The organism is Kribbella turkmenica (assembly GCF_004348725.1).
GTDB classification, from domain to species: Bacteria; Actinomycetota; Actinomycetes; order Propionibacteriales; family Kribbellaceae; genus Kribbella; species Kribbella turkmenica.
Genome location: NZ_SMKR01000030.1, coordinates 26637 through 52103, shown reverse-complemented (window position 1 = coordinate 52103; position 25467 = coordinate 26637). Strand labels below are relative to the sequence as shown.

Below are 25467 nucleotides of genomic sequence, written 5' to 3'. Positions count from 1 at the left end.
ACACCAGCGAGCACCGCGCGAGTTCGAGGAAGCGGCCGGCTAGGACTTGGCCGAGGCGGGGGTGCGCAGCCGACGGCGCGTCCCGGGCGCACTCGCCGGGCTCGCCAGCCCCAAGGCACCCAGGAACTGCTCCAACGTGAACGTCGCCATCCCGAGCGCCACCGCGTTGCCCGGCACCCGCGACGCCTCCACGGTCAACCCCGGCTGCGACCCCGGCAGCACGTGCTCCGGCAGCTCAGCCCGAACGGCGGGAAGCAGCCACTCGGCCAGCGCCTCGGTCGTCCACCCGGTCAACGTGACATGTGAGATGTTCAGCAGATTGATCAGGTCGCCGAGCCCGGCCGCGAGATAGTGCGAGGTACGCCGGGCAAGCTCGAGCAGCGCCGGGTCGTCGGCCGCCAGGCCCTCCGCGACCGCGTCGACGAAGCCCCGCTGCAACGGCTGCCGCAGCGCCGGGTGGTCCGGGTCGATCTCCGCCAGCGACATCTCCAGACCGTGCACCCCGAGGTACGCCTCGACACAGCCGCGCCGGCCGCACCGGCACTGCCGGCCGTCCAACTGCAGGAGCGTGTGACCCCACTCACCCGCGTTGTTGGCCGCGCCACGCAGCAGCGAGCCGTCGATCGCGATCCCCGCGCCGACGCCGGTGCCGAGGTTGACGACGGCCATCGTCTTGGTCTCCCGGCCGACCCCGAACCACATCTCCGAGAGCGCGACCGCCTTGAGCGGGTTGTCGACGTACACGGGCATGCTGAGGCGTTCCTCGAGGAGTTCCTCGATCTTGACGTCGTGCCAGTCCCAGTTCGGCGCGAACACCGAGACACCGGCGTCCGGCCGGACCTGCCCCGGCATGCTCACGCCGGCACCGATGATCTGGTCGCGCCGGGTGCCGCTGGCCGCGACCGCCGCCTCGACCGCGCGGACGATGCCGCCGACGACGTACGCCTGGTCGTTCTCGTGCTCGTCGAGGGCGACCTCGCTCTGCCCGAGCGGGCCGAGGGTGACGTCGTACACGGTCGCGTCGACGTACGTCTCGGCCACGTCGATGCCGAGGATCCGGCCACGGTCGGGGTCGATGCTGAGCCGTTCGTACGGGCGGCCGACGGTGTTCTGCTCGACCGTCGCGATCCGCAGCACGCCCTCGGCCAGGAACTGGGTGACCAGCGTGGCCACGGTCGCCGTGCTCAGCCCGGTGTGCTTCGCGATCTCCTGCCGGGTCGACGGACCGAGCGAGAACAGCGCGTGCAGCACCTCGAACCGGCTCTCGTTGCGCAGATCACGAGACGTCTGCCTCGGCAACCTCTCCCCCTCAGTTCGGTGACTCGACCCTCAGCCTTCGCAGCTCGGGAGCGGCCGGACCGTCGACGGCCCGGACCAGCAGCGTCAGCCCGGACCATCCCGGCGGAATCCAGAGTACGTCGGGATCGCCGCCGGAGAACGCTGGACGCCCGCCGAGCCAGACCCGGCCGACACACTCCCCGGAAGCCCAGCCGGTGACCCGCACCTGCGTGCCCTCGGGCCGGACAACCGATCCATTCTGCAACGTTGGAAGCGGTACGTCGAGCCAGACCTCCTCCCCCGGTCGCAAAGTCAGCGGCAACGAGATCTCCGTCGTCGCGGACGCCTTCTGCTGAGCGAAGGTGGTGAGCAACTCGTCGTCCTGGACAGCGCACGTCCAGTCGGTCACCGGCCGCAAGGTCAGCAACTCGGCGCCGAGACCACCTCCACTCGGGTTGTGCGGCACCGTCACCGAGACCTGCTTGGTCCCCGCGGGCAGCAGCACCCAAGGATCCTCGGCGTGCACCGTGGTGGGCTCACCGTCCCCGACCGTCACGCTGACCGGCTCCCGGACGCCCGTCAGGTGCAACGCGGTCGTCGCGGTCGAGTCGATTCGGCGGCTGTACGTCACCGGCGTACCGACGCGGGTGCTGCTCCAACCGGTGAGGCCGCGCAGCGGAGCGGGCTCGCTCGCCCAGTGGCCCTCGACCGTCCACAACGAGGAGATGTCCTCGGCATCGACGACCGACCACAGCGTGCCGAGGCCACGCAGAGCGCCGAGCCCGAGCGCCGGCAGCCGCGCGTCGTCGAAGTTCGCATGGCCCCAGATCTCGGCGGTCGCCTGGATCTCACCCGTGAGCCCGCGAACGTCGATCCGCTCGGTCGCGCCGAAGCCGGCCAGCGTCCGGACCCGGCCGCCGACCGACAGATCGACGATATCGGCCGCGCCCATGAGCAACAACGCGTCGACTCCGGTGAGGTCCGCGGTCGCCGCGTAGGTCCCTCGTCCGCGATAGACACCGAGCGACTCCAATGTTGGCGGGAGCTCATGCGTCCCCGCCGGTTCTTCAGGGGGTACGGCGTCCCGCCGCCGGACAGCCGCCACCTCGAGCGGCTCGGCCTTGTCGGGCGCGACGACACCACGCGGCTCCTCCACGCAGATCGTCACATTGTCGACAATCCGCGTCGTTCCAACCGCGATCTCCGCCCAGGTGTTGCCGATGACAACAGTCACCGGAACCGTCGACGAGAAGGTGAGGGCGTCGTCGGACAGCCCGACGAGATCGGCCGACGCGAGCCTGAGGACGCAGTCGCCCAGCGGCAGGTCCACCGGCATCAGCGGACAGGAGTCCGCAGCGACCGCGACCGAGACACCGTTCACGATCGCCCGGCCGTCGACCGACCCGAGGTTCGGTACGGCGACCAACCGCCCGCCACCGTCGAGCGCCGGGGCCGACGGTGACGCGCTGGTCGGGAAGTCCGCGACAACCTCGACCGTCGAGCCGGAGGTGGCCAGCGCCAATCGTGGTCCGAGCGCCTCGAGGACGCGCGCGAGCACTTGCGCCTCGGCGTACTCCGGCCGCTCGATCCCGGTGGACGACACGTACCCGCCGAAGTCGTAGCCGTGACTCATGAAGTTCCCGGGTTCACCCCAGTTGCCGCTCGACGGCGTGTAGCCGAAATTCCACCCCGACGCCTGCAGGTACGGCGCGATCAACGACGCCCCGCTGGCCACCAAGCGCCGCAACGTCCGGTGCCGCCGGTTCGTCTCGGTGATCAGCAGCGGGAGCCCGCGATCCGCGAGCAGTCCGGCGTACCGCCGTACCTCGGCCTCGATGTGCGGGGAGTCGTCGTTCGGGTAGAAGTTGCACGCAGGTACGACGTTCCGCACGTTGCCGGTAGCACCGAACAGGTCACCCTGACCGGCGCACGCGACCAACGGAACCGTGATGCCGTGGGCGACCACCTGGTCGCTGAGGGCGGTGATGTAGCCGGTGCGGTCCTCGCAGTCGAAGAAGTCCAGCTCGTTCTCCAGCTGCACCATGATCACCGAGCCGCCCGCACCGAGCTGCCGGGCGGCGAGGATCGGCAACACCCGGTCGAACCAGGCGGACACCGCAGCGAGGAATCGCGGCTCGTTCTGCCGGACCCGGAGGTCCGGGTCGAGGCCGAGCCAGGCCGGCAGCGCGCCGCCGTCCCACTCCGAGCAGATGTACGGGCCGGGCCGGGCGATGACGTGCAGTCCGACCTCGTGGGCGAGGTCGAGGAAGGCGGCCACGTCGCGACGGCCCTCGAACGACCAGCGGCCGGGCGCGAGCTCGTGGAAGTTCCACGGCAGGTAGACGTCGATGCAGGTGTAGCCCGACGCCTTGACCTGGTCGAGCCGCTCGCGCCACTGCTCCCGGGGCAGCCGGAAGTAGAACAGCGACGCGCACAGCACGACCTGCGGCCGGCCGTCGATCCGGACACCCCGTACGTCCAGCTCCACCGAACTCATTTGACCCCCGCGCTTCCGCCGCTGATGTCCATCTCGTACAGGTACCGCTGACCCAGGTAGTACACCAGGATCATCGGCAAGGTGAGCAGGATCGACCCGACCATCACCAGGTTCCACGGTGGCGCCTGCAGTGCGGCCGACGTACTGGTGATGTACTGCACGCCGAGCGCGAGCGGCATCTTGGTCTCGTCGTTGAGGTAGATCAACGGGCCCATGAAGTCGCCCCAGGTCGCGGTCAGCGTGAAGATGCCGATCGCGATCAGCACCGGGCTGAGCATCGGCAGCATGATCCGGCGGTAGATGCCGAAGAAGCCCAGCCCGTCGACCATCGCGGCCTCGTCGATCTCACTCGGCAGCCGGGACACGAACTGGCGGACGAGGAACACGTTGAACGCGTTCGAGAAGAAGTTCGGCACGATCAGCGGCAGGTAGGTGTTCACCCAGCCGAGCTCCTTGAACAGGATGAACTGCGGAATCATCGTGATCTGCGCCGGAATCATCATCGTCGCCAGCACGACGATGAACAGGGTGTTCTTGCCCGGCGCCCGCAACCGCGCGAACGCGTAGCCGACCAGCCCGCTGGACAGCACCTGCCCGATCACCGCGCCGGTCGAGATGATCACCGAGTTCAGCAGGAACCGCTGCATCGGCAGGTCCGTGCCGAACACCCGGGTGAAGTTCTCCCAGTGGAACTCGCGCGGGAAGATCGTGAAGGTGTTCGCGTTCACCGTCTGGTCACTGGCCAGTGCGATCGAGACCACGAACACCAGTGGGACACACAGCACCGCGGACACGACGATCAACGTGGCGTACGTGAACGGCGTCGCCCGGAACACCCCCAGGACCCGCTCGCGACTCCGGCCCGGCTCCGACTCAGGCTGCTGATCACGCTGCGGCGGTGCCGCGGCCGACAGGATGGTGGCCATCAGTTCACCTCGGTCTCGTAGAACACCCAGCGCCGGGCGGTGCGGAAGGCGAGGAGCGTGAACACCAGGATCACGGCGAACAACAGCCACGACAGCGCCGACGCGTACCCCATGTGGTAGAAGGAGAACGCCTCGTCGAACAGCATCGGGACCATCATCTGGCTGGCGTTGTTCGGCCCGCCCTTGGTCAGGATGTACACCTGGGAGAACACCTGGAACGCCCCGATCAGCCCCATGATCAGGTTGAAGAAGATGATCGGGGTCAGCTGCGGGACGGTGATGCTCCAGAACTGGCGGACCGACCCGGCGCCGTCCACCTCGGCGGCCTCGTAGAGCTCCCGCGGGATGCCCTTCATGGCTGCCAGCAACAAGACGGTCGCGCCGCCGGCACCCCAGACGGACAGCAGCACCAGCGCGGGTTTCACCCAGATCGCTTCCAGCAGCCACGACGGGCCCGGGATGCCGGCCACCCCGAGCACGTCGTTCAGCGGACCGGACGGCGCCAGTACCATCTTGAAGATCATCGCGGTCGCGACCAGCGGCACCAGCGTCGGCAGGTAGATCAGAGTCCGGAACACCTTGCGGACGCGGACCTGCTTGTTCAGCAGGTTCGCCAGCCAGAGGCCGATCCCGAGCCCCAGCGGGACCGAGATCGCGGCGTAGTAGAACGTGTTCCACAACGCCTTCCAGAACACCGGATCCTCGGTCAGCAGCCGGGTGTAGTTCTCCAGCCCGACGAACTTCGGCGGCGTGAACGAGTCCCAGTCGGTCAGCGAGAAGTAGATCGACGCGACCATCGGGCCGAGCAGGAACACGACGAACCCGATGATCCACGGCGACGCGAACAGGTAGAACCACATCGCCTCGCGGCGTCGCAACCTGGACATCAGCCCGGCTTGACGATGGACTCGAGCCGCTTCTGGATCGCGGTCAGCGCGGTCCGGGCGTCCTGCTTGCCCAGCCAGAAGTCGGCCAGTCCGTCCTCGAACGCCTTCTGCATCTCGTTCCAGGTGGGGATGAACGGCGCCCGGTAGACGAAGTCGCTGGACTCGCCGAACACGTTCATGTTCACCGGCTTGGTCATCCAGGCCGGCTTCAGGAACGCGTCGCTCTTCTGCACCTCGATGTTGGCCGGCACGTCCTGGCCGGTGGCGATGATCTGCTGCTGGGCCTCGGGCGAGGTGAGGAAGTCGATCGCCTTCAGCGCGGCCTCGGGGTTCTTCGCGGTCCGGGAGATCGCCAGGCCGCTGCCGAACGCGGTCACCGCCTGCTCCTTGCCCCTCCACAGCGGCGCGATGTCCCAGTCGATCGCGGACTTCGTCAGGCCGCTGATCCCCCAGAACCCGGTGGTGTTCACCGCGACCTTGCCGTTGGCGAACGCCTGGTCCCCGCCGACGTCCGCGCCCATGTCGGCGTACTGCTTCTGCGTGGGTACGACGCCGTGCTTGAAGATCAGGTCGCCGGACCACTGCAGCGCCTCGATCACCTCGTCGGTGGCGACCGCGGGCCTGCCGCTGTCGTCGATGATCTTGCCGCCGTTCTGGTAGACGAAGCTCCACCACTGCGCCCACCAGCCGGAGCCGGCGTAGCCCCACTGCTTGCCCGGGACGGTCAGCTCCTTGAACGCGCTCAGCGCGTCGTCCCAGGTCCAGTCCGCGGTCGGCGGCTTGATGCCCTTCGCCTCGAACAGCGCCTTGTTGTAGAAGACGATCATCGCGCCGGAGCGGTCCGGGATCGCGTAGACCTTGTCCTGGTACGAGTACAGCTTGCCGATCGAGCCGAATCGCTTCTCCAGGTCCAGCCCGGCCTTCGACGCCAGCTCGTCCAGCGGCTGGATCTGGTTCTTGCTCGAGTACACGTTGACGCTCTCGGCGACCTGCATGATGTCCGGGCCCTTGCCGCCGGCAATCATCGTCTGGACCTTCTGGGCGTACCCGTCGCTCGGGATCAGCTGCAGCGTCACCTTCAGCTCGGGGAATTTCTTCACCAGCAGGTCGATCCGCTTCTGGTACGTCGTCTTGTCGTTCTCCCCGCCCCACACCGTCATCACCAGGCTGGCGGCGGTGGCGTTACCCGACGAAGAACCCTTGTCGTCACTGTCCGACCCGCACGCGGTGAGCGTGATGACACCGGCGGCCAGACCCATCCCGAGAAAACCCCGACGCGAAAGCTGCGTCCCGTCCATCGTGTTCCTCCAAGCCTTGCGAACCCTGCGGAGAGCGCCGTTGGCAGCGCTCGCGGATTCAAGTGGCGGTTAAACTAACCATTGGAATAATCTCTGACAAGGCCTCGTCGCCCAGATGCTCAAACCGTGACCTCCGCGGAGAGTGAGGCGATGCGCCCCGCCATACCACTCAGGTCGAGTCGGTGAACTACCCGGGATGAGGACCACCAGGATGCCGTGGGATTGCTCGGAGGGCACCGGACCGTCGGCCGGGACAGCTGGAACGCGCCGGGACGGAGTCGACCCGGCGCGTGAAGCGGAAGTCGGAGGCCTTCGAAGGTGGCCAGGGACTCGAACGTCGCGTCGAACGGCGGTCGCTTCTCGTCAGTGAAAAGCGGACCGGCCGGCACACACCGGCCGGTCCAGGGTCGACCTACTTGTTGGGCATCTTGTCGTACGCGGCTTGCTGGATCTCGAGATAGCGCTTCAGGCCGAGGCCCTCCAGGCCCTTGACGTAGGCGTCCCAGTCGGACTCGATGTTCTTCGAGCCGGTGATGAACTGCAGTGCGTTCTGCTGCACGTAGTTGTCGAGGTTGGTCTGCAGGGTGGCGACTTCACTGCCGAGCGACGGGTCGATCCAGACCTTCCAGAACGGGTAGATCATCGACTTGTCCTCCTTGCCCTCGTACAGCTTGGTGGCCTCGAACAACCGCCGCTCGTATCCGGGCTGGCTGTAGATGTCGGTCGCGATCGCCTCGGAGTTCCGGAACTTCTCGGTGTTGTTGTACTGCGCCATCGCTCCCCACCCGGAGTTCAGCGGGGTCGCGCCGGGCTTCTGCGGGATCAGCTTGAACACCGGCTTCAGTGACTTGTCGAGCGCGACGTCCCCGGGCTGCGGTTTCGCCCAGCCCTTGCCCTCGCTACCGAACTGCCCGTTGATCTGCCCCTCGTCGGTGAAGATGTAGTCGAGCAGCTTGATCGCCTGGATCTGCTCCTCCGGGGTCGCCTTGTTCGTCAGCACGAACGTCGCCCCCGGCGCACTCGGGAAGTTGTACCCGGTGTGGTTCACGCCCTTCGGTCCGGTCAGCGGCGGTACGGCGTCGTACTGCTTGTCCCGGCCGTCAGGCAGGCCGATGCTGACCGCCTCGCCCAGGTGCAGGACAGTGGCCGAACCGAGGATGACCGCACCGCTGCGGTCGCCCTGCTGCGACAACGCGTCGGGGTTCTGGGTAAAGGCGCCCTTGTCGATCAGGCCTTCCTTGTAGAGCGAGTTCAGGTACGCCAGACCCTCGCGCCAGCCGTCCTTGTTGGCCTGCAGGTCGACCTTGCCGTCGTTCAGGACCAGCGTTGAGTTGTTGTAGCCGCTGGCGCCCTGCGGGTTGTAGATGAAGGCGTTCATGAAGTACGGGATCAGGGCGCTCCGCACGCTCGCGCTGAGCGGGATCTCGTCCGCCTTGCCGTTCCCGTTCGGGTCCTGGGTCTTGAAGGCCCGCAGCACGTTGACCATGTCCTCGGTGGTCTTCGGCTGCTCGAGCCCGAGCTTCTTCAGCCAGGCCGAATTCATCCACAACTTGCCCTGGTACGAGCAGTGGTAGCAATCGACCCACTGCGGCAAGCCGTAGATCTTGCCGTCCGGCGCGGTCGCCATCGCCTTCCACTCCGGCTCCGCGTCGAGGGCCTTCTTGATGTTCGGCGCGTACTGGTCGATCAGCTGGTTCAGCGGTACGACGACGCCCTGGCTGCCCAGCTTGAGCAACTCAGGCGGCGTGAACTGTTCGACCCACGGGATCAGCAGGTACAGGTCCGGGTAGTCACCGCTGGCGAGGGAGATCTGGCGCTTCTCCTTGGCCGGGCCGGCATCGAACGTCGTGGTCTGCCACTTGAAGGTGATGTTGAACTTCTTGTTCATCTTCTGGGTGAACTCGTTCGTGGCCAGATTGGTCTCGGCGCCCTGGGGCGCGAAGACGTCCAGCGTCACCGCCGGGTTGCCGGTCACGGTGGGCAGTGGCTTGCTCTGGTCCGTGGCCGTATCGGATCCGCTGCAGGCGGCGAGACCGAGCGCCAGCACGCAGAGCCCGGCGACCACCGCGGACTTGGTTCTCCTGAGCTGAGTTGTCATGTTGTCCCTCACAGGGGTAGAGATGGTGCGAAGGATCAGCCCTTGACAGCGCCGATCATGATTCCCTTGGTGAAGTAGCGCGCGACGAACGGGTAGATGAGCAGCACCGGCACACTGGCCACGACGATCAGTGAGTACTTGAGCAGATCGGCCAGTTGCTGCCGCTGCAGGACGACGGACGCGTCGATCGCGCCACCGCTGTAGGTGTTGAGAATCAGGATGTTGCGCAGCACCAGCTGGAGCGGGAACAGGTCCGGGTTCTTCAGGTAGATCAGGGCGTCGAAGTACGAGTTCCACTGCATGATCGCGTACATCAGCGCGACCACGGCGATCATCGGCTTGGCCAGTGGAATCACCACCGACCAGAGGAACCGCAGGTCGCCGCAGCCGTCCAGCTGCGACGCCTCCACCAGTTCGTCGGGGATCACGGTGCGGAAGTACGTCCGCGCGATGATCACCTGCCAGACCCCGATGGCCTGCGGGACGATCAGGGCCCACCGGGTGTCCAGCAGTCCGACCTGCTGGACGACCAGGTACGTCGGGATCAACCCGCCGGTGAACAGCATGGTGAACAGGACCAGGCTCATGACCAGGTTCCGGCCGACCAGCGTACGCCGCGACATCGGGTACGCGATCGCGATCGTCATCACCACACTGACGACCGTGCCGACAACCGTGTAGAACAGGGAGTTCACGTAACCCTGGATGATCTGCGGGTTCTCGAACACCGCGCGGTAGCCGCGCAGCGAGAACTCCACCGGCCAGAACACCACCCGGCCCGACGACACCGCCTCCGGACTGCTGAACGAGCTCGCCACGATGTACAGCAACGGCAGCAGCACGACGGCCAGGAACACCGTCAGCAGGAGGTAGACGCAGAACATGAACATCCGGTCCGTGCGGGACTCCCGGATCCGCCGCACTCGCGCCTCCCGGCGCTCGGCCCGCGCGCTCACTCGTGTCCGGGTCGGGCTGTCGGCGCTCATGACCACAATCCGTTTCCGGTGATCCGCTTGGCGACCATGTTGACCCCCAGCAGCAGGACGAGATTGATGACGGAGTTGAACAGCCCGACCGCGGTGGCCAGGCTGAAGTCGGCGTTCAGCAGTCCGGTCTTGTAGACGTAGGTGGCGATGATCTCGGACTCGCTGAGGTTCAGCGGGTTCTGGAAGAGGAACGCCTTCTCGAAGCCGATCGCCATGATGTTGCCCACCGCAAGTACCAGGATGATCACGGCGGTCGGCATGATGCCGGGCAGGTCGACGTGCAGGATCCGCCGCAGCCGGCCGGCGCCGTCGACCTTCGCGGCCTCGTGCAGCGCCGGGTCGATCCCCGCGAGGGCGGCCAGGTAGATGACGGCGGAGTACCCGGTGGTCTGCCAGACGTCGGACCAGACGTAGATGTGCCGGAAGTAGTCCGGGTTGCCGAGGAAGTCGACCGCCGGGACGCCGAAGAACCCGAGGCCCTCGTTGACGATGCCGAGCCGCGGCGACAGTACCAGGATGGTCATCGAGACGACGACCACCGTGGAGATGAAGTACGGCGCGTACGTCACCATCTGGACGGTCTTCTTGAACAGCCCGGTGCGGATCTCGTTCAGCGCGATCGCCAGGATGATCGCGAGCGGGAAGCTGGCGGCGACGGTGTAGACGGACAGCAGGAAGGTGTTCTTGAGCAGCGTCCAGAAGACCGGGTTCTCGAAGAACAGCTCGAAGTTGCGGAAGCCGACCCACTGGCTGCCCCAGATGCCCGCCACCACGTTGTAGTTCTTGAACGCCAGAACGGCGTTCGACATCGGGATGTACTTGAACACCACGAACCAGATCAGCGGCACGACCATCAGGAGGTAGAGGGTCCAGTGCCGGCGCAGACTCCTGCGCAGACCGGTGAGGGTGGTGCGCTCGCGCCGCCGGTGTCGACGCTGCGCGGCCGGTGCTTCGCCGACGGGCGGCGGGATGCGTGTCAGGGTTGCCATCAGACCTCCTCGTCCGGACCGGCGGTCAACTCGAGCTCACCCGCTGGCCGGCTCCGGCGGTCAGCCGGACCGGCATCCGCTCCTCGCCGTACCGGACGATCCGTTCCTGGTCCCGGTCGGCGGTGAGGACCGCCTCGACGCCGTTCGGCGTCCACGCGATGTCGACGACCAGGCCGCCGCGCGCCCGGAGACCGGTGACGCGTCCGCTCGGCCACTCGGCCGGCAGCGCCGGCAGCAGCTCGACCTCGCCGCCGTGGCTCTGCAGCAGCATCTCCGCGATTCCGGCCGTGACACCGAAGTTGCCGTCGATCTGGAACGGCGGATGGGCGCAGAACAGGTTCGGGTAGACGCCGGCGCCACTGCCGACGTGACCGGTGGCCCGGTCGTCAGCCGGCCGCAGGAACGCCCGGACGAGGCGATGCGCGGCGGCCTGGTCGCGGAGGCGGGCGCGCAGGCAGACCTTCCACGCCAGCGACCAACCCGTCGCCTCGTCCCCGCGGAGGTCGAGCGATCGCGCTGCCGCGACGGCCAGGCCGGGTGTGCTGTCCGGCGTGATCGCGTCCGCTGGATGCAGACCGGTCAGGTGGGACATGTGGCGGTGATGCGGATCCTCCTCCTGCAGGTCCGCGGCCCACTCCTGCAACTGCCCGCGGGCACCGATCCGTGGATCGGGAATGCGCTTGCGGGCTGTCGACAGTTCGGCGACGAGCGGGTCGACGACGTCGAGCAGCTCGGCGGACTGCTCGACGTGCAGGAACAGGTCCGAGATGAGCGCGAGGTCCATGGTCGACGATTCGGTGACCGAGGCGGGACGCCCGTCGTCCGCGATGTAGTCGTTCTCCGGCGACGTCGACGGTGCCGTACCGAGACTGCCGTCCGGCATCTCGACCAGCCAGTCCAGACAGAACTCCGCTGCCCGCCGGAGCACCGGCCAGGATTCGCCCAGGAAGGTCAGGTCCTCGGTGAACTCGTAGTGGTCCCACAGATGCCGGACCAGCCACGCGCCGGCGAGTGGCCAGTTCGACCACCGTGGGTCGCCCTCCACCGGAAAGGTCCAGCACCACGTGTCGGCGTTGTGGTGCGCGGTCCACCCGCCGCAGCCGTAGCGTTCGCGGGCGGTACTGCGTCCTGCCTGGGCGAGCTGATCGATAAACCGGAACAGCGGCTCGTGGCACTCGGAGAGGTTGGTCGTCTCCGCCGGCCAGTAGTTCATCTCGGTGTTGATGTTGATCGTGTAGTTCGAGCTCCACGGCGGCCGCAGGATGTCGTTCCAGATCCCCTGCAAAGTGGTGGGCAGGCCGCCTGGCCGCGAGCTCGCGACCATCAGGTAGCGGCCGTAGTTGAAGATCAGCGCTGCCAGGGCCGGGTCCTCGACGTCGACCGCACGCGCCACCCGTACGTCTGTCGGCGGCACGGACTGCTCCGCCGGCCCGGTCAGCTCCAGTGACGCACGCCGGTAGAGCCGCCGGTGATCCTGCTGGTGATCGGCCAGCAGCGCGTCGTACTCGCGGTCGAAGGCCGCGCGCACGACCTGATCCGCGGCAGCCCAGCACTCCTCCGCCGTCCGCGTGGGCGTCACGAACGGACCGTCGTACCCGGTCGCTGACGAGAGGATCAGCGTGATCTCGGTTGCGCCCTCGACAACGAGTTCGGAGTCGGTGGACCTGATCTCGCCGTCACTCGAGGCACGTAACGCGATCGCGGCCGCCATACCCCGGTCCGCGCCGTCGGAGTACCGGATCGGCTCGGGCACGTCGCGGTGGGGCGGCGCGACGTCAGCCGGAGCCTGCAGGAGCAGCCCGAGTCCGCTGTCGACTGCGCGCGGCGTCGACAGCAACTGCGACGTCAGCCGGCATTCGAGCGCCAGGACCGGCTCGCTCGCGGTCATTCGTTGGACCATTACACCGTCCGGCGCGCTGACGAAGACCTCTTGCCGAACCGCCACTCCCCCGACCTCGAACTCCGACGTGGCGATCGCGGCGTCCAGATCGAGCTCCCGGTGATACCGCGTCAGCTCGCCGGCGGCCGGCGTAGTACCGCCGACGCGGGTCTCGAGCAGGAGATCGCCGAGCGGCAGATACGCCTGTGAGTAGCCGGAGTGGAAGCCACATGCGAGCTCATGTGCTCGGCGGATGTCGCCGGCCCTGAGCGCCTCGCGCACAGCCTGCACCGCCTCCGCGCCGGTCGCACCGAGTGGAGTCGACAGCGACCGGGCGGTCTCCGGACCGCCGGACCACAACGTCTCGTCGTTCAGTCCGATCCGGTCCTTGCCGACACCGCCGAAGCACATCGCCCCGAGCCGGCCGTTGCCCAGTGGCAACGCCTCCAGCCAGGTGTCCGCCGGCCGGTCGTAGTACAGCCGCTGGAGACCGGCGCGGTTCGAGCCCACCAGGTTGCCCATCCGAGACTCCTCCGTCGAGCTGACGAGGTATTAATCCCATGATTTTCCGGGATCGTAGCGTCGGTTGGCGGCGTGGTCCATACTGAACGGCATCGAACAGGGGAAAAGATCCCATCTATCGCTGATAGTGAGGGGCTCGCCATGCCACACATCACCTCGGTGGAGGTCATCGACGTCCGCTTCCCGACCTCGCTGACGCAGGACGGATCCGACGCGATGAACCAGGACGGCGACTACTCGGCGGCGTACGTCGTCCTGCACACGGACGACCCGGAGCTCACTGGGTACGGCTTCACCTTCACCATCGGCCGCGGCAACGACCTGTGCGTCGCCGCCGCGGCCCAGCGCGCCGAGCCGCTGATCGGCCGGGACGTCGACGTCCTCTGCGGCGACCTCGGCGGGATCTACCGGGAACTGCAGTCGGACAGCCAGTTGCGCTGGCTCGGCCCGGACAAGGGAGTCGTCCATCTCGCGCTGGCCGCGGTGATGAACGCGCTGTGGGACCTGGCCGCCCGGCGGGCCGGCGTACCCCTGTGGCGGCTGCTGACCGAGATGTCACCCGAACAACTCGTCCAGGCCGCCGACCTGCGCTACCTGACCGACGTGCTGACCCCGGACCAGGCGGTCACCCTGCTGACCCGGCAGGAAGCGGGACGTCACCAACGAATCGCGGAGCTCCGGGCCTCTGGATACCCGTGCTACACCACGTCGGCCGGGTGGCTCGGGTACTCCGACGCCAAGCTGCGCGGGCTCTGCGAAAAGGCCGTTGCCGCAGGCTACAGACATGTCAAGCTCAAGGTAGGCGCCAACCTGGCCGACGACATCCGGCGATGCGGCATCGCCCGCGAGGTCCTCGGCCCGGACGGGCACCTGATGATCGACGCGAACCAGGTCTGGGACGTCCCGCAGGCGATCGAATGGGTCAAGGCGCTGGCGGAGTTCGAGCCGCTGTGGATCGAGGAACCGACCAGTCCCGACGACATCCTCGGCCACGCCGCGATCCGGAAGGCGGTGGCACCCATCGGCGTCGCCACCGGCGAGCACGGGATGAACCGGGTGCTGTTCAAGCAGATGTTCCAGGCCGGCGCCATCGACTACTGCCAGCTCGACGCAGCCCGGCTCGGCAGCGTCAACGAAGTACTCGCGGTCTACCTGCTCGCCGCATGGTTCGACGTTCCGGTCTGCCCGCACGCCGGCGGGGTCGGTCTGTGCGAGCTCGTCCAGCACCTCGCGATCTTCGACTACGTCGCCGTCTCGGGCAGCCTCGACGGCCGGGTCACCGAGTACGTCGACCACCTGCACGAGCACTTCGTCGACCCCTGCGTGATCCGTGACGGTGCGTACGTCCTGCCGACCGCTCCCGGTTACAGTGCCGAGATGCACAGGAAGTCCTTCCAGACCTACCAGTTCCCGGACGGCGCCTACTGGACCTCCCTCGCGGCCGCGGACCGGCTTCCATGACGCCCCCGAAGACGGCCGTGCCGCCGCGCACTCCCGGTGTCTCGCAGACCGACGTCGTGGTGCAGAGCATCCGGCAGATGATCATCGAGGGCCGGCTCCGGCCGGGCGACCGGCTGCCTGTCGAGAAGGACCTCGCGGCCGCCTTCGGCGTCTCGAGGAATCCTTTGCGGGAGGGAGTCCGCGCACTGTCGATGATGGGCGTCCTCGAGACGCGGCAGGGTGACGGCACGTACGTCACCAATCTGGATCCGTCGATGTTGCTGGTGCCGATGGGCTTCGTCGTCGATCTGCACGACGGCCGCGGAACGATCCACCTGCACGCGGTCCGCCGGATCCTCGAGACGGAGGCCGCCGCCGTGGCGGCGCTGCACATCGGCGCTGCGGCACTGGACGCCGCCGCGGAACTGCTGCGCCACAACGAGGCCGAACTGGCCCGCGAGGAACCCAACCACGAGACGGTGATCGAGAACGACATCGCCTTCCACCGCATCGTCGCGGAGGCCTCGAACAACCCGGTGCTGGCCGCGCTGATCGACGCGCTGGGCGGACGAACGATGCGCGACCGGCTGCGCCGCTCCATCTCCCAGCCCGGCGCCGACGAGACTTCGCACCGGGAACACCTCGCCATCCTTGCCGCACTCACCGCCCACCAGCCGGACCGGGCCCGGACCCACATGTCCGCACATCTGTTCACCGTCGAGGACTATCTCCTCGAACGCAGTACGACGAACCCGGCCACGAGTGAGCCGGGCACGAAGTAGCCACTAGTCTTCGGCGCATGCGGAAACTGGGGTGGATCGGCATCGGCTGTTGCGTGCTGGCGTTGGTGGTGAGCGGCTACTTCGTCGTTCGGCTGACGGGCACGATTCCCGGCGCACCGACGCCGGTCGGCAACGGCGCGGTCTCGCTCGACGGGCCGGGGCTGACGATCTTCGCGGCCGAGCGCGGCGCCGGTCAGCCCTGTACGGCGAAGGACGCGAACGGTACGGCGATCACGCTCGAGGAGCCGTCCCGGTCGGAGCAGTGGGACGTCGCCGGTGAGGTCTACTACGTGGTCGCGCACTCGGTGCACGAGATTCCCGCGCAGAGCGTCGAGGTCACCTGCGCCGGGACGAGCACGACGTACTACGCCGGCCGCCGCCACACCGCCGACGTGTTCCTCGGACCGGCGCTGAGTGCCGCCGGTTCGTTCCTCGGCCTGGCCGCGCTCGGTGCTGCTCTGATCGTGGTTGACCAGGCAAGGCGGAAGCGGGCGCTGCGAGGTTGAGCACGGCGCCCGCTGCGGGTCAGCCGCGCCACCAGACCGGCGGACCAGCCTGTGGGCGTTCGTGATGATCGGAGTCAGCGTTGGTGGCGCCCTGGCCGCGGGCGTCGCGATCTACGGTGCGAGCCTCTTCGGCCTTTACCTGGCGGTCTACACCCGGCCGGCCGAGACGGTCGCCCGTCTGCGGGCGGCGGTCGACCACGAGCCGATGGATTGCGGACATCCGTCAATCGAGGCGCGAAGCAGCAGTCGGGCTGGTTGGCTCGGGGTATGCGTACACCGACTACATCCCCGAGCGAGGCGGCCCGGCTGCTGCAGGCCGACCACCAGTTGTTGCGGGACCGGATCGACGGACTGACCGAAGCCGAACTCCGAGCGCCGTACCGGGTGGTGTCCGGGCCTCTCGGGCACTTCTGCGACTCGTTGCACGACCTGACGGCGCACATCCTGATGTGGGACGAGATCACTCTCGCCGTACTCCGCGACGCTGCCGCCGGGCGGGTGCACTGGAGCATCGACCCGCGCTGGGAGACTGCGGACGCGGGCAGTGCGCTCAACGCCGGCGGCGTCGAAGCCGGCCGGCACATCCCGTCTGCCCTGCTCCTGCACCGCTTCCACAGTGTCGCCGACGCGCTCGTCGCCGAGATCCGGCAGTACGACGAGACGTCGTGGCACGACCCGTCGACCGGCGGTGGGTACGACGGCGGCATCGGAGCGCTCGCCGAGTACGCCGCGACCCCGCCCGACGGCACGTTGTTCGGCCACGCCGCCCGGCACCTCAACCCCGCGCAGGTGCCCGCATGACCGTCGTCAGCCGGCCCGCTTTCCAGGCGGAGACCGATGCCGTGCTGGCTCGCTTCGCCGCTGAGCCGGAGGGTCCAGAGCCAGATCCGTACCAGGCGCTGCTGCTCGATCGTGAGGAACTGCCCGACCCCGCGCTGGCGGGGCTCTGCGATCCGGGGACACGACCGAAGGACCTCACCATCGACGGGCGACTCCAGGCGCGCGTCTATCACCCCATCACAGACGCTCCGAGGCCTGTGCTGCTGTGGCTGCACGGCGGTGGCTTCATCGGCGGGGACTTGCGCGACATCGAGGCCGCGACGTCCGGGATCGCTGCCGCGGGCAACGTTATCGTTGTTTCGCTCAACTACCGGCTCGCCCCCGAACACCCTTATCCGGCCGCGCTTCACGACGTCCGCGACACGCTCGGGTGGATCCGCGACCACCGCACGAAGCTCAACGGCGACGGCCGGATCGCGGTCGGTGGCCAGAGTGCCGGAGGTGCGCTCGCAGCCGGCGCGTGTCTGCTCGCGCGAGACGGCGGCGGCGTACTGCCCGACCGGCAGATCCTCTGTTATCCGAGCCTCGATCGCGACCAGGACACCGAGTCCTTCCGGCTCTTCGACGGCACGTTCCTCAGCATCGCGCCCGGTCGCTGGTCGTCGGCGCAGTACTTCCCGGACGGCGAGTTGCCGGCCACCGCCGTGCCGCTGCGGGCCGAGAGCCTGGCGGGACTTCCGCCGGCGCTCGTCCTCGCGGCCGGCCGGGATCCACTGCGGGACGACGCCCGCAACTATGCGGCCCGGCTCGAGGCCGACGGCGTACCGGCGCGGCTGGTCGAATACGCCGACACGATGCACGCGTTCCTCAACTTCCCGGCGGTGCTGTCGGCCGGGCGGCACGCGATCGAGCTGATCGGTTCCGATCTTCGCGAGGCCTTCCCGGAGCCGCCTGCTTGAGGGCCTCGACGAAGGCCGCGGTGGCCGGTGGGTCGGGTGGTTCGCCGTACGTCGCAAGGTAGATGCGGCGTACGGCGCCGATCCTGGTCGCCTGAACGCCGTCCGCCTGGTGCCAGCGCAGCGCCATCCCGGGCATGGTGGCGACACCGAGCCCGTGCGCGACGAACGCCTGCCGGACGGTGATGTCGTCGCTGGTGTAGACCCGGCCGACCTCCAGCCCGATCAGCGCGGCCAACTCGGCGTCGGCCGCGTCGACCCGGCCGATGATCTCGGCCGCCCGGCGCGCGAGCACCTGACCTTCGGGGGTCAGCCGGATCCCCCGGCCGACCTTCTGCACCAGCCGTGCGCCGGTCGCCGCCTCCAACCGCGAGAGGTGGTGGCTGACCGTCGGCTGGGTGTAGTGCAACGCCTGCGCCGCGCCGGTCACGGACCCGTGCGCGGCCACCGCGGCGAGCACGCGGAGCCGGACCAGATCGAGCATGGATCGATGGTATCTATGCGTCCGCGGCCGGATTGGCATTGGACGCATCGAAGGCTGGACGGCAGGCTGCTGGGTGACGAGAGGAGCACTCGGATGACCGGAATCGTTGTCTGGCACATGACCCTGTCGCTCGACGGCTACATCGCCGGACCGGACGACAACCTGAACTGGTACGCGGCAAGCTCCGGGCCTTCCGAGATCGGCGACGAGGTCGCTCGGGCCGCCGGCGCGTTCCTGACCGGCGGGCGGCTGATCACCGAGGACTTCGACTTCGACAGGAGCCGGCCGTACGGCGGTGACTGGGACGGGCGGACGTTCATCTACACCCACAAGGACCCGGCCAGTGCGCCGCATCCGGACCTGACCTACCTGTCCGGCGACATCCGGGACGTGGCCGCCGCCGCCCTGGCCGGCGCCGGCGGGAAGAACCTCATCGTCAGCGGCGGCACCGTTCCCGGCCTCTGCCTCGACGCCGGCCTGGTCGACGAGGTCGTGCTCCACTACGTGCCCGCCCTCCTCGGCGACGGAATCCCCGTCTACCGGAGCCCGGGACTCGCCTACACGCAGCTCGAGCTCCTGCGCACCGAGAGCCTGAACCTGTGGTTCCGCGTGAAGAAGTAGTGCGCTGTCGTGCCGACGGGGTCAGTCCGGGTCGCCGTGGTTGGTGCGCGGGCTGAAGAACTTGGCCGGGTTGCCGGCGGCACGGGCGCCGGAGTCGAGCCACTGGGAGAAGGCGTCGGGGGCCCGGCGTTCGAGCTCGTCCAGGTAGGCGTGGCGGTTGGCGATCACGAGGAGTCGCTGCTCGTCCGTCGTACAACTCTGGAGCTCGGTGAAACTGCGCCGCCAGGCCAGGCAGAGGTCCTCGTCGCTGAGGCTGGTCAGGTCGACCGGCTCGGGAGCCTTCGGGGCGACCGGCTCGGGTGTCGGCGGCGGCTCGGGCTTCGGGTGTTTCCGGCTGTGTCCGGGTTTGCGTTCCCGGTCGGACGTCGGCTGCGTTCGCTTCGGCTGAGGCGGTTGAGGCTTCGGGTCCTCGCAGAGGTTTCCTTCGGCCTCCGGCTCGGATTGTCCGGGCCGGCGTACGCGTTCTCCGAGCTGCGGCCAGAACCAGCCGGCAACGGGTGGTGAGGTGATGGTGAGGAGCACGACCAACCACACCGTCGCCGAACCGATCGCCGAGAAGAACCCGGCGATCGCCACCACGCAGAGACCTGCCCTGACGGCCCACCGCAGGACGTCGCGGACCAGTTCCCTTGCCGGCCGCTCCTGCGCCAGTCCGAGACTGAGGTGGACCGACGACACCAGGGTCCCGCCCATCAGGAACGCGATCACGATCGCTGACCACCCGACGAACACGGAGGCCGTGACGAGGCCGAGCGCGACCAGTACCACCACTGCCGTCCGCCAGCCGCGGCAATACGCGCCCCAACCGCTCTCCGCCATACCTTTCAAGTGCCCACCCATTTCTCTTCCAACCGTCACTCCGCTCGGGTACGGCGTCAAGACGTGGACGTGCAACTTTCCCCCGTGCACTCACCGGGTCCGCTCTGCTGCCGCAACTGCTGACCCGGCCGGGGCCGGACGCGTCGCCGGACTGTACGACGACGCCGAGCGCTTCCGGGCGACGGTCAACCTGGCGCGGCACCGCTTCGGCGAGGGCGAGTACCGGTACATCGACGCGCCGTACCCGGAGGCGGTCGTGCCCCTCCGGCGGGCGCTCGACCCACGATTGTTGCCTAAAGCACGCGATTGGTCCGGGAAACTCGGCCACGACGCCGAAGGAGAACACCGACTCGGCGAAACCTGCGGGCGGTCGGTGGGTAACACAGGTTGTGGGGAGCGTGGACAGGCAATTTCCTGTTCAAGGTGCCGTCGTGGTGGTCACGGCCTCTATGTCGACCGCCTCTGACGGCTCCGGGTTCCCGCCGGACACCTCGATCAGCAGCCGCGGTCCCGGCGAGAAGAGTCAGAACGAGGCACAGATGTCCCAGGCGGACTGGCGGAGGAGGGCTGCGGTTCCGGGAGTCAGGCCCTTGACCGGTACGTCGGTGCCGACGGGGTCTTGTTCGAGCAGGGTGATCAGGAAGACGCAGGCGGCCAGGTAGGTGCCGGCAAGGGCTGGATGGCTGTTGTCCGTGTCGTGCAGGACCGGTTCGTCGTGCGTCGCCAGGAAGCGTTCCCAGACCAGTCCGACCGGGACGAGCGTGGCCCCGAGCTCCGCGGCGCCGGCGGCGTACTCGGTCGTCAGGGCCTGCTGGGTCTCGGGGGCGTTGCGGCGGGCCCACGTCATGTACAGCGCGGTCCGCGCGCCGGCTTCCTTGATCGCGACGTCGAAGTCGCGCGCGCTCTCCCGAAACCGCTCCGGCCCCTTGATCGGCAGTGTGCTCTGTTCCTGCAGTACGACGACGTCAAAGCCGCCGGTCGCCAGCGCCGCGAGCGCCTTCCCGCCGTTGAGGTGCTGCCGCAGCGACGCGCCACCGGCCTGGATCAGCCGGTGCTCGAGCTCGATGCCGCGTGCTCCGGCCAGCCCGGCGAGCAGTCCGGGCAGATTGTTCCGGGCCGTGAAGCTGTTCCCCACAAACAGAATGCGCACGCACCGGACGCTACTAGACTCGAGCGGGTGGACGGACTCCGGATCGTGCCGGTGGGCGACGACGCGACGCTGCTGGACTGGCAGCGGGTGCACAACGAGATCATCCCGACGGCGCCGCTGTCGCTCTACGAGATCCGCGAGCGCGCCGAGCGCAACGTGCTCGAGGTCGCGTACGCCGGTGACGTCCTGGTCGGATGCTCGACGGTCCGGCCGCCGTCGGATGAGACCGCCGCGGCGACAGTGATCGCCCGCGTACTGCCCGAGCACCGGCGACAGGGCCACGGAACGGCGATCTACGAGCGGAGTCTGGCCAAGGGGCGGGAGCTGAGCGGCGCGGGCATCGAGACGCACATCCTCGCGACCAACGAGGACGGCCTGCGGTTCGCCACGGCGCACGGTTTCGTCGAGGTCGAGACCTACCTCCTGCCGGGAGACACCATCCCGTTCATCGAGTTGCGCCTGGAGTCACCGGATTGCCGGTAGCAGCGGGAACGGCGAAGATGCTGGCGTGCGCTTCTCGATCAACATCCCGAACTTCGGTGACTTCGCGGACGCCCGGACCGTCGCGCGGGTGGCGGCCGCAGCCGAGGACGCGGGCTGGGACGGCCTGTTCCTCTGGGACCACGTCGTCCACAGCAAGCGGGAACGGCAGGGTCAGGCGTTCGGCGACCCCTGGATGCTGCTGACCGCGGCCGCGCTCGCGACGTCCCGGATCAAGCTCGGCCCGCTGGTCACGCCGGTCGCCCGGCGGCGGCCGGAGCAGTTGGCCCGGCAGATCGCGACGCTGGACGCGCTGAGTGGCGGACGGGTCGTGTTCGGCGCGGGCCTGGGTGGGCCGATCGACGACGAGTTCGGCAGCTTCGGCGCCGCGACCGACCCGAAGGTGCTGGCCGAGATGCTCGACGAGGGCCTCGACCTGCTGACGCGGTACTGGTCCGGTGAGACGGTTCACCACGACGGGCGGCACTACCGGGTCGACGACGTGACCTTGCTCCCGGCAACGGTTCAGCAGCCCCGGCCGCCGGTCTGGATCGCCGGCTACTGGCCGCGCCGGACGCCGATGCGACGGGCGGCCCGCTGGGACGGCGCCGTACCGCTGTTCCTGACCGCGAACCACGGCGTCGCCCCGCCGGTGGACGACTTCCGCGAGCTGATGGATTACCTCGGCGAGCTGCGCGGCGACCGGAGCACCCCGTACGACGTCGTCGTCGGCGGTATCAGCGACCCGGCGGACTACCGCGGCACCGTCGAGCCGTTGGCCGAAGCCGGCGCCACGTGGTGGGACGAACGCCAACTCCTCAGCGGCGACGACTTCCACCGCCTCGAGCCCGTCCTCCGCCGGATCGAACAGGGCCCGCCCACGCTGTGACGGCGGGACGATCTGAGATCCTGGGCTCATGAGCGAGGAACTGCCGTCCTGTTGCGCGCCGTCACGGCCGGTGCTGGGGATCGAATCCATCCCGCCGCCTGCGCCGGAGCCTGCGGATGGCGTGCACGGGATCGAGCAGATCCGGCTCGACAGCGGCGTGTTCGCGATGGGCGACGGCTCCGGGGACGGCAATCCCGGCGACGGCGAGGTGCCGGTCCACCAGGTGCGGGTGCGGGCGTTCAGCATCGACGCGACCTCGGTGACCAACGCCGACTTCGCGCGGTTCGCCGAGGACACCGGGTACCGGACCGAGGCGGAGATCTTCGGGTTCTCCGCGGTGTTCCACCTGGCCTTGCAGGCGGACCCGAAGGACGTGATGGGGCCGGCGTCCGGGACGCCGTGGTGGGTCGGCGTCCGGGGTGCGGACTGGCGGCACCCGGGCGGTGGCCGGTCCGACCTCGACGGGCTGGACGACCATCCTGTCGTCCACGTCAGCTGGAACGACGCGGTCGCCTACTGCTCGTGGGCCGGGCGGCGGCTGCCGACCGAGGCCGAGTGGGAGTACGCGTCCCGCGGCGGTCTCGAAGGCGCGCGGTATCCGTGGGGCGAGGAGTTGATCGGTGACGACGGCGAGTGGCGCTGCAACATCTGGCAGGGCCTGTTCCCGCAGCGCAACGACCTGGACGACGGCCACCTGACGACCGCGCCGGTGCGGACCTTCGAGCCGAACGGCTACGGCCTCTGGCAGACGGTCGGCAACGTCTGGGAGTGGTGCGCCGACTGGTTCGGCCCGCGGTACTACAAGTTCTCCCCGGGCGAGGACCCGCACGGCCCGTCCCTCGGCGCCGCCCGGGTGATGCGCGGCGGTTCGTACCTGTGCCACGACTCGTACTGCAACCGCTACCGGAACGCCGCCCGGTCGTCGAACACCCCGGAGTCCTCCATGGGGAACGCCGGCTTCCGCACGGTTGCGCTGGTCTCAGGCGACGGCGCGATCTCGACCGGCCGCTGACCGGAGGCCCGGGGTCGTCGCTCCCACGGCGGCCACGACGGCGACGCAGAGGAGGGCTCCGGAGGCCAGGGCGATCAGCGGTGAGGTCGCCTGGGCGAGCAGGCCGCCGCGGAGGTTGCCCAGGTCGGGTCCCGCCTGACCGACGATCTGTTCGGCCGCGGTGACCCGCCCGAGCAGCTCGTTCGGCGTGTGCAGCTGGAGGATCGTGCTGCGGGAGACGACCGAGATCGTGTCCGCGGCGCCGGCGAGAGCGAGAAACCCGAAGGCCGCCCACGGGGTCGGCGAGAACGCGAAACAGGCGAGCGCGATCCCCCACCCGGTGGATCCGGCCAGCATCACCACACCGGGCCGCGGCAGCCGGGTGAACGACCCGGACAGGACGGACGCCGCCACCCCGCCGACCGCGATCGCGGTCAGGAACAGGCCGAGCGTCCGCGGATCGTTGCCGAACCGCTCGGCGTTGATCACCGGGAACAGGCTGACCGGCATCGCCAGCACCGTCGCGGCGAGATCGGTGATCAACGCACCCCGGATCACCGGCGTCGAGACCACGAACGCCAGGCCGTCGGCGATCCCGCGCAGGCCCGGCCGGGCGACGGTCTGGACGTGCATGGCCGGCAGACCGAGGACGCCGTACAGGGCGGCCAGAAAGCTCAGGCAGTCGACGAGGTAGCAGACGCCGACGCCCCACGCGTTCACGATCAACCCTCCGAGGGCCGGACCGATCAGCATCGCGCCCTGGAAGGCGATCCGGTTGAGCACGATCCCGCCGGCGAGCAGCTCCCGGGGCAGCAGTTGCGGGAGCACGGTCCGGGCCACCGGACCGCCCGCGGCCGCGAACGCGGCCTGGGCCGCGACGAGCCCGAGCAGTACGCCGACCGGCACCGGACCGATCACCAGCTGACCGGCCATCAGCCCCGAGACGACCACCTGGCCGCTGACCGTGATCAGGTAGAACCGCCGACGCTCGAACCGGTCGACCGCCGCACCCGCGAACAACCCGAGCACGATCAGCGGCACGGCCTGCGACAACCCGACCGCGCCGGTCCAGGCGGCACTCGACGTCTGGTCCCACACCTGGAACATCACTGCGACGAATGCGAGCTGCCCGCCGAACGTCGACAGCACCTGGCCGGCCCACAGTCGCCGGAACGCCGGGGAGGCGCGCAACGGCTCGAGGTCGATCAGCGCGTGCCGGGCCTTCATCGCTGCTGCTGCTCGAGCTTCTCGGCGATGCGGTCGTGGAAGCTCTTCCGGGCCAGCGCCTCCTCGACGTCGTGGACCACCGTGGTCATCGGGTACGGCAGCTCGGCCTCGAGCTCGGCGATCGCCGCCTCGGTGGCCCGCCACTCGGCGGCCAGCAGCTCGACGATGCCCTTGGCCTTGGCGGTCAGCGTGACCTTCTTGCTCCGGGCGTCGGCCCCCGGCACGGTCCGGACCAGTCCGGCCGTGCGCATCGCCGAGACCTTCTGGCTGAGCGCCGAGTGGGTCCGGCCGACCGACTCGGCCAGCTCGGTGATCGTCATCGGGCCCCTGGCGTGCAGCCGGAGCAGCTCCATCACGAAGCTCGGCTTGAGTCCCTCGACCTGCCGATCGGTGTAGATCCGCGCGATCTCCGCGTCCATCCGCGCCAGCAGGTGATGAAGGCCCCGCCACTGACTCTGCTCGGTAGGATCGTCCATCCGGAAATCATAACAGTACTTATATAAGCTCTGTTGGATCGTCGGGCGGCGGACGGACCGGCGGAACCGCCCAGGGCGGCATGCTGGGACCATGACTGGACTGCTTCGTGCCGTGGACGCGGTGACGGTGCGGGTGCCCGACCTGGACAGCGGGCTCGCGTTCTACCGCGACGCCCTGGGGCACGACCTCGTGTGGCGGAACGACGAGATCGGGCAGGCCGGGTTGCGGTTGCCTGACAGCGGGAGCGAGATCGTGCTGGCGACCGGGCTCGACTACGCACCGAGCTGGCTGGTGAGCTCGGCCGACGACGCCGTCGAGCAGATCGTGGACCGCGGCGGCCGGCTGGTCTCAGCACCGTTCGACATCCCGGTCGGGCGCTGCGCCGTGGTCGAGGACCCGTTCGGCAACGCCCTGGTGGTTCTCGACCTCTCCAGGGGGCGCTATACGACCGACGGCAGTGGCAACGTCACCGGCGTCGATTGATGCTCTGGAGGCATCAGACCGA

The 25467-nt window shown here is 68.7% G+C and carries 24 protein-coding genes; 10 read left to right on the top strand and 14 right to left on the bottom strand.

The features are described from left to right. Positions 1 to 39 precede the first annotated feature (39 nt). The 9 genes from E1218_RS09590 to E1218_RS09550 form a co-directional block, all read right to left on the bottom strand. Positions 40 to 1299, bottom strand: a complete 1260-nt coding sequence (locus E1218_RS09590) for an ROK family transcriptional regulator (protein ID WP_132318417.1) — start codon at positions 1297 to 1299, stop codon at positions 40 to 42. A gap of 10 nt (positions 1300 to 1309) precedes the next feature. After that, positions 1310 to 3775: a beta-galactosidase gene (locus tag E1218_RS09585; RefSeq protein WP_132318415.1), complete on the bottom strand. Its 2466-nt coding sequence runs from the start codon at positions 3773 to 3775 to the stop codon at positions 1310 to 1312. Further along, entirely contained in the window at positions 3772 to 4701 is a 930-nt protein-coding gene (locus E1218_RS09580; protein ID WP_132318413.1) for a carbohydrate ABC transporter permease, read from the bottom strand. The genes E1218_RS09585 and E1218_RS09580 overlap by 4 nt, the downstream gene beginning before the upstream one ends. Further along, positions 4701 to 5588, bottom strand: coding sequence for a carbohydrate ABC transporter permease (locus E1218_RS09575; RefSeq protein ID WP_132318411.1), 888 nt, complete (start codon positions 5586 to 5588; stop codon positions 4701 to 4703). The genes E1218_RS09580 and E1218_RS09575 overlap by 1 nt, the downstream gene beginning before the upstream one ends. Next, entirely contained in the window at positions 5588 to 6886 is a 1299-nt protein-coding gene (locus tag E1218_RS09570) for an ABC transporter substrate-binding protein (RefSeq protein ID WP_132318409.1), read from the bottom strand. Before E1218_RS09570 ends, E1218_RS09575 begins: the two co-directional genes overlap by 1 nt. Positions 6887 to 7298: 412 nt before the next feature. Next, positions 7299 to 8984 (bottom strand): type 2 periplasmic-binding domain-containing protein, encoded by a 1686-nt coding sequence (locus tag E1218_RS09565; RefSeq protein ID WP_132318407.1) that lies wholly within the window; start codon positions 8982 to 8984, stop codon positions 7299 to 7301. A 35-nt stretch (positions 8985 to 9019) separates the two neighbouring features. Continuing rightward, complete coding sequence (locus tag E1218_RS09560) at positions 9020 to 9970, bottom strand: carbohydrate ABC transporter permease (RefSeq protein WP_132318405.1); 951 nt, start codon at positions 9968 to 9970, stop codon at positions 9020 to 9022. Continuing rightward, on the bottom strand, positions 9967 to 10959 hold the full coding sequence (locus tag E1218_RS09555; RefSeq protein WP_132318403.1) for an ABC transporter permease: 993 nt from the start codon (positions 10957 to 10959) through the stop codon (positions 9967 to 9969). Before E1218_RS09555 ends, E1218_RS09560 begins: the two co-directional genes overlap by 4 nt. 25 nt (positions 10960 to 10984) lie before the next feature. After that, positions 10985 to 13360 (bottom strand): glycoside hydrolase family 95 protein, encoded by a 2376-nt coding sequence (locus tag E1218_RS09550; protein ID WP_132318401.1) that lies wholly within the window; start codon positions 13358 to 13360, stop codon positions 10985 to 10987. 141 nt (positions 13361 to 13501) lie between these two features. Between E1218_RS09550 and E1218_RS09545 the strand changes: the two genes are divergently transcribed. The 5 genes from E1218_RS09545 to E1218_RS09525 all read left to right on the top strand — a co-directional run bounded on the left by E1218_RS09545 (position 13502) and on the right by E1218_RS09525 (position 17827). Next, positions 13502 to 14821, top strand: a complete 1320-nt coding sequence (locus tag E1218_RS09545; protein ID WP_132318399.1) for an L-fuconate dehydratase — start codon at positions 13502 to 13504, stop codon at positions 14819 to 14821. After that, positions 14818 to 15582 carry a FadR/GntR family transcriptional regulator gene (locus E1218_RS09540; protein ID WP_132318397.1) on the top strand — a complete coding sequence of 255 codons (765 nt, stop codon included), beginning with the start codon at positions 14818 to 14820 and terminating at the stop codon, positions 15580 to 15582. The genes E1218_RS09545 and E1218_RS09540 overlap by 4 nt, the downstream gene beginning before the upstream one ends. A gap of 17 nt (positions 15583 to 15599) precedes the next feature. Beyond that, the gene (locus tag E1218_RS09535; protein ID WP_132318395.1) at positions 15600 to 16088 is read left to right on the top strand and encodes a hypothetical protein; all 489 of its coding nucleotides are present in this window, start codon (positions 15600 to 15602) and stop codon (positions 16086 to 16088) included. Positions 16089 to 16355: 267 nt separating this feature from the next. Further along, positions 16356 to 16889, top strand: a complete 534-nt coding sequence (locus E1218_RS09530; RefSeq protein ID WP_132318393.1) for a hypothetical protein — start codon at positions 16356 to 16358, stop codon at positions 16887 to 16889. Further along, positions 16886 to 17827 (top strand): alpha/beta hydrolase, encoded by a 942-nt coding sequence (locus tag E1218_RS09525; RefSeq protein ID WP_132318392.1) that lies wholly within the window; start codon positions 16886 to 16888, stop codon positions 17825 to 17827. The genes E1218_RS09530 and E1218_RS09525 overlap by 4 nt, the downstream gene beginning before the upstream one ends. Here E1218_RS09525 and E1218_RS09520 read toward each other — a convergent pair. Next, positions 17736 to 18308: a LysR family transcriptional regulator gene (locus tag E1218_RS09520; RefSeq protein WP_132318390.1), complete on the bottom strand. Its 573-nt coding sequence runs from the start codon at positions 18306 to 18308 to the stop codon at positions 17736 to 17738. The two genes, E1218_RS09525 and E1218_RS09520, sit on opposite strands and share 92 nt — an antisense overlap. A 93-nt stretch (positions 18309 to 18401) precedes the next feature. Between E1218_RS09520 and E1218_RS09515 the strand changes: the two genes are divergently transcribed. Then, positions 18402 to 18929 carry a dihydrofolate reductase family protein gene (locus tag E1218_RS09515; RefSeq protein ID WP_165949205.1) on the top strand — a complete coding sequence of 176 codons (528 nt, stop codon included), beginning with the start codon at positions 18402 to 18404 and terminating at the stop codon, positions 18927 to 18929. Between the two features lie 21 nt (positions 18930 to 18950). Here E1218_RS09515 and E1218_RS09510 read toward each other — a convergent pair whose 3' ends face one another. Both E1218_RS09510 and E1218_RS37140 read right to left on the bottom strand, forming a co-directional pair. After that, complete coding sequence (locus E1218_RS09510; RefSeq protein ID WP_132318386.1) at positions 18951 to 19748, bottom strand: hypothetical protein; 798 nt, start codon at positions 19746 to 19748, stop codon at positions 18951 to 18953. Positions 19749 to 20271: 523 nt separating this feature from the next. Continuing rightward, on the bottom strand, positions 20272 to 20898 hold the full coding sequence (locus E1218_RS37140) for an SGNH/GDSL hydrolase family protein (protein WP_233712118.1): 627 nt from the start codon (positions 20896 to 20898) through the stop codon (positions 20272 to 20274). A 27-nt stretch (positions 20899 to 20925) separates the two neighbouring features. Between E1218_RS37140 and E1218_RS37135 the strand changes: the two genes are divergently transcribed. Genes E1218_RS37135 through E1218_RS09495 form a run of 3 tightly spaced genes read left to right on the top strand, consistent with a single transcriptional unit; the run spans position 20926 to position 23279 of the window. After that, a complete protein-coding gene (locus tag E1218_RS37135) occupies positions 20926 to 21381 on the top strand; it encodes a GNAT family N-acetyltransferase (RefSeq protein ID WP_233712117.1) in 456 nt (151 codons plus the stop codon). 25 nt (positions 21382 to 21406) lie between these two features. Then, positions 21407 to 22267, top strand: coding sequence for an LLM class flavin-dependent oxidoreductase (locus E1218_RS09500; RefSeq protein WP_132318384.1), 861 nt, complete (start codon positions 21407 to 21409; stop codon positions 22265 to 22267). Between the two features lie 28 nt (positions 22268 to 22295). Continuing rightward, positions 22296 to 23279 carry a formylglycine-generating enzyme family protein gene (locus tag E1218_RS09495; RefSeq protein ID WP_132318382.1) on the top strand — a complete coding sequence of 328 codons (984 nt, stop codon included), beginning with the start codon at positions 22296 to 22298 and terminating at the stop codon, positions 23277 to 23279. On the opposite strand, the gene E1218_RS09490 is transcribed toward E1218_RS09495, so the two are convergent. Together E1218_RS09490 and E1218_RS09485 are read right to left on the bottom strand one after the other, a co-directional pair. Further along, positions 23247 to 24485 (bottom strand): MFS transporter, encoded by a 1239-nt coding sequence (locus tag E1218_RS09490; RefSeq protein ID WP_132318380.1) that lies wholly within the window; start codon positions 24483 to 24485, stop codon positions 23247 to 23249. The genes E1218_RS09495 and E1218_RS09490 overlap by 33 nt on opposite strands. Next, a complete protein-coding gene (locus tag E1218_RS09485) occupies positions 24482 to 24961 on the bottom strand; it encodes a MarR family winged helix-turn-helix transcriptional regulator (RefSeq protein WP_202865882.1) in 480 nt (159 codons plus the stop codon). Before E1218_RS09485 ends, E1218_RS09490 begins: the two co-directional genes overlap by 4 nt. A 91-nt stretch (positions 24962 to 25052) precedes the next feature. Between E1218_RS09485 and E1218_RS09480 the strand changes: the two genes are divergently transcribed. Then, positions 25053 to 25445, top strand: coding sequence for a VOC family protein (locus E1218_RS09480; protein WP_132318378.1), 393 nt, complete (start codon positions 25053 to 25055; stop codon positions 25443 to 25445). The last annotated feature ends 22 nt before the right edge of the window (positions 25446 to 25467 follow it).

Coding starts and splice junctions, on each gene's coding strand:
- E1218_RS09585 (WP_132318415.1), bottom strand. CDS start 3,775: ATGAGTTCGGTGGAGCTGGACGTACGGGGTGTCCGGATCGACGGCCGG.
- E1218_RS09580 (WP_132318413.1), bottom strand. CDS start 4,701: ATGGCCACCATCCTGTCGGCCGCGGCACCGCCGCAGCGTGATCAGCAG.
- E1218_RS09575 (WP_132318411.1), bottom strand. CDS start 5,588: ATGTCCAGGTTGCGACGCCGCGAGGCGATGTGGTTCTACCTGTTCGCG.
- E1218_RS09570 (WP_132318409.1), bottom strand. CDS start 6,886: ATGGACGGGACGCAGCTTTCGCGTCGGGGTTTTCTCGGGATGGGTCTG.
- E1218_RS09565 (WP_132318407.1), bottom strand. CDS start 8,984: ATGACAACTCAGCTCAGGAGAACCAAGTCCGCGGTGGTCGCCGGGCTC.
- E1218_RS09560 (WP_132318405.1), bottom strand. CDS start 9,970: ATGAGCGCCGACAGCCCGACCCGGACACGAGTGAGCGCGCGGGCCGAG.
- E1218_RS09555 (WP_132318403.1), bottom strand. CDS start 10,959: ATGGCAACCCTGACACGCATCCCGCCGCCCGTCGGCGAAGCACCGGCC.
- E1218_RS09550 (WP_132318401.1), bottom strand. CDS start 13,360: ATGGGCAACCTGGTGGGCTCGAACCGCGCCGGTCTCCAGCGGCTGTAC.
- E1218_RS09545 (WP_132318399.1), top strand. CDS start 13,502: ATGCCACACATCACCTCGGTGGAGGTCATCGACGTCCGCTTCCCGACC.
- E1218_RS09540 (WP_132318397.1), top strand. CDS start 14,818: ATGACGCCCCCGAAGACGGCCGTGCCGCCGCGCACTCCCGGTGTCTCG.
- E1218_RS09535 (WP_132318395.1), top strand. CDS start 15,600: ATGCGGAAACTGGGGTGGATCGGCATCGGCTGTTGCGTGCTGGCGTTG.
- E1218_RS09530 (WP_132318393.1), top strand. CDS start 16,356: ATGCGTACACCGACTACATCCCCGAGCGAGGCGGCCCGGCTGCTGCAG.
- E1218_RS09525 (WP_132318392.1), top strand. CDS start 16,886: ATGACCGTCGTCAGCCGGCCCGCTTTCCAGGCGGAGACCGATGCCGTG.
- E1218_RS09520 (WP_132318390.1), bottom strand. CDS start 18,308: ATGCTCGATCTGGTCCGGCTCCGCGTGCTCGCCGCGGTGGCCGCGCAC.
- E1218_RS09515 (WP_165949205.1), top strand. CDS start 18,402: ATGACCGGAATCGTTGTCTGGCACATGACCCTGTCGCTCGACGGCTAC.
- E1218_RS09510 (WP_132318386.1), bottom strand. CDS start 19,748: ATGGCGGAGAGCGGTTGGGGCGCGTATTGCCGCGGCTGGCGGACGGCA.
- E1218_RS09495 (WP_132318382.1), top strand. CDS start 22,296: ATGAGCGAGGAACTGCCGTCCTGTTGCGCGCCGTCACGGCCGGTGCTG.
- E1218_RS09490 (WP_132318380.1), bottom strand. CDS start 24,485: ATGAAGGCCCGGCACGCGCTGATCGACCTCGAGCCGTTGCGCGCCTCC.
- E1218_RS09485 (WP_202865882.1), bottom strand. CDS start 24,961: ATGGACGATCCTACCGAGCAGAGTCAGTGGCGGGGCCTTCATCACCTG.
- E1218_RS09480 (WP_132318378.1), top strand. CDS start 25,053: ATGACTGGACTGCTTCGTGCCGTGGACGCGGTGACGGTGCGGGTGCCC.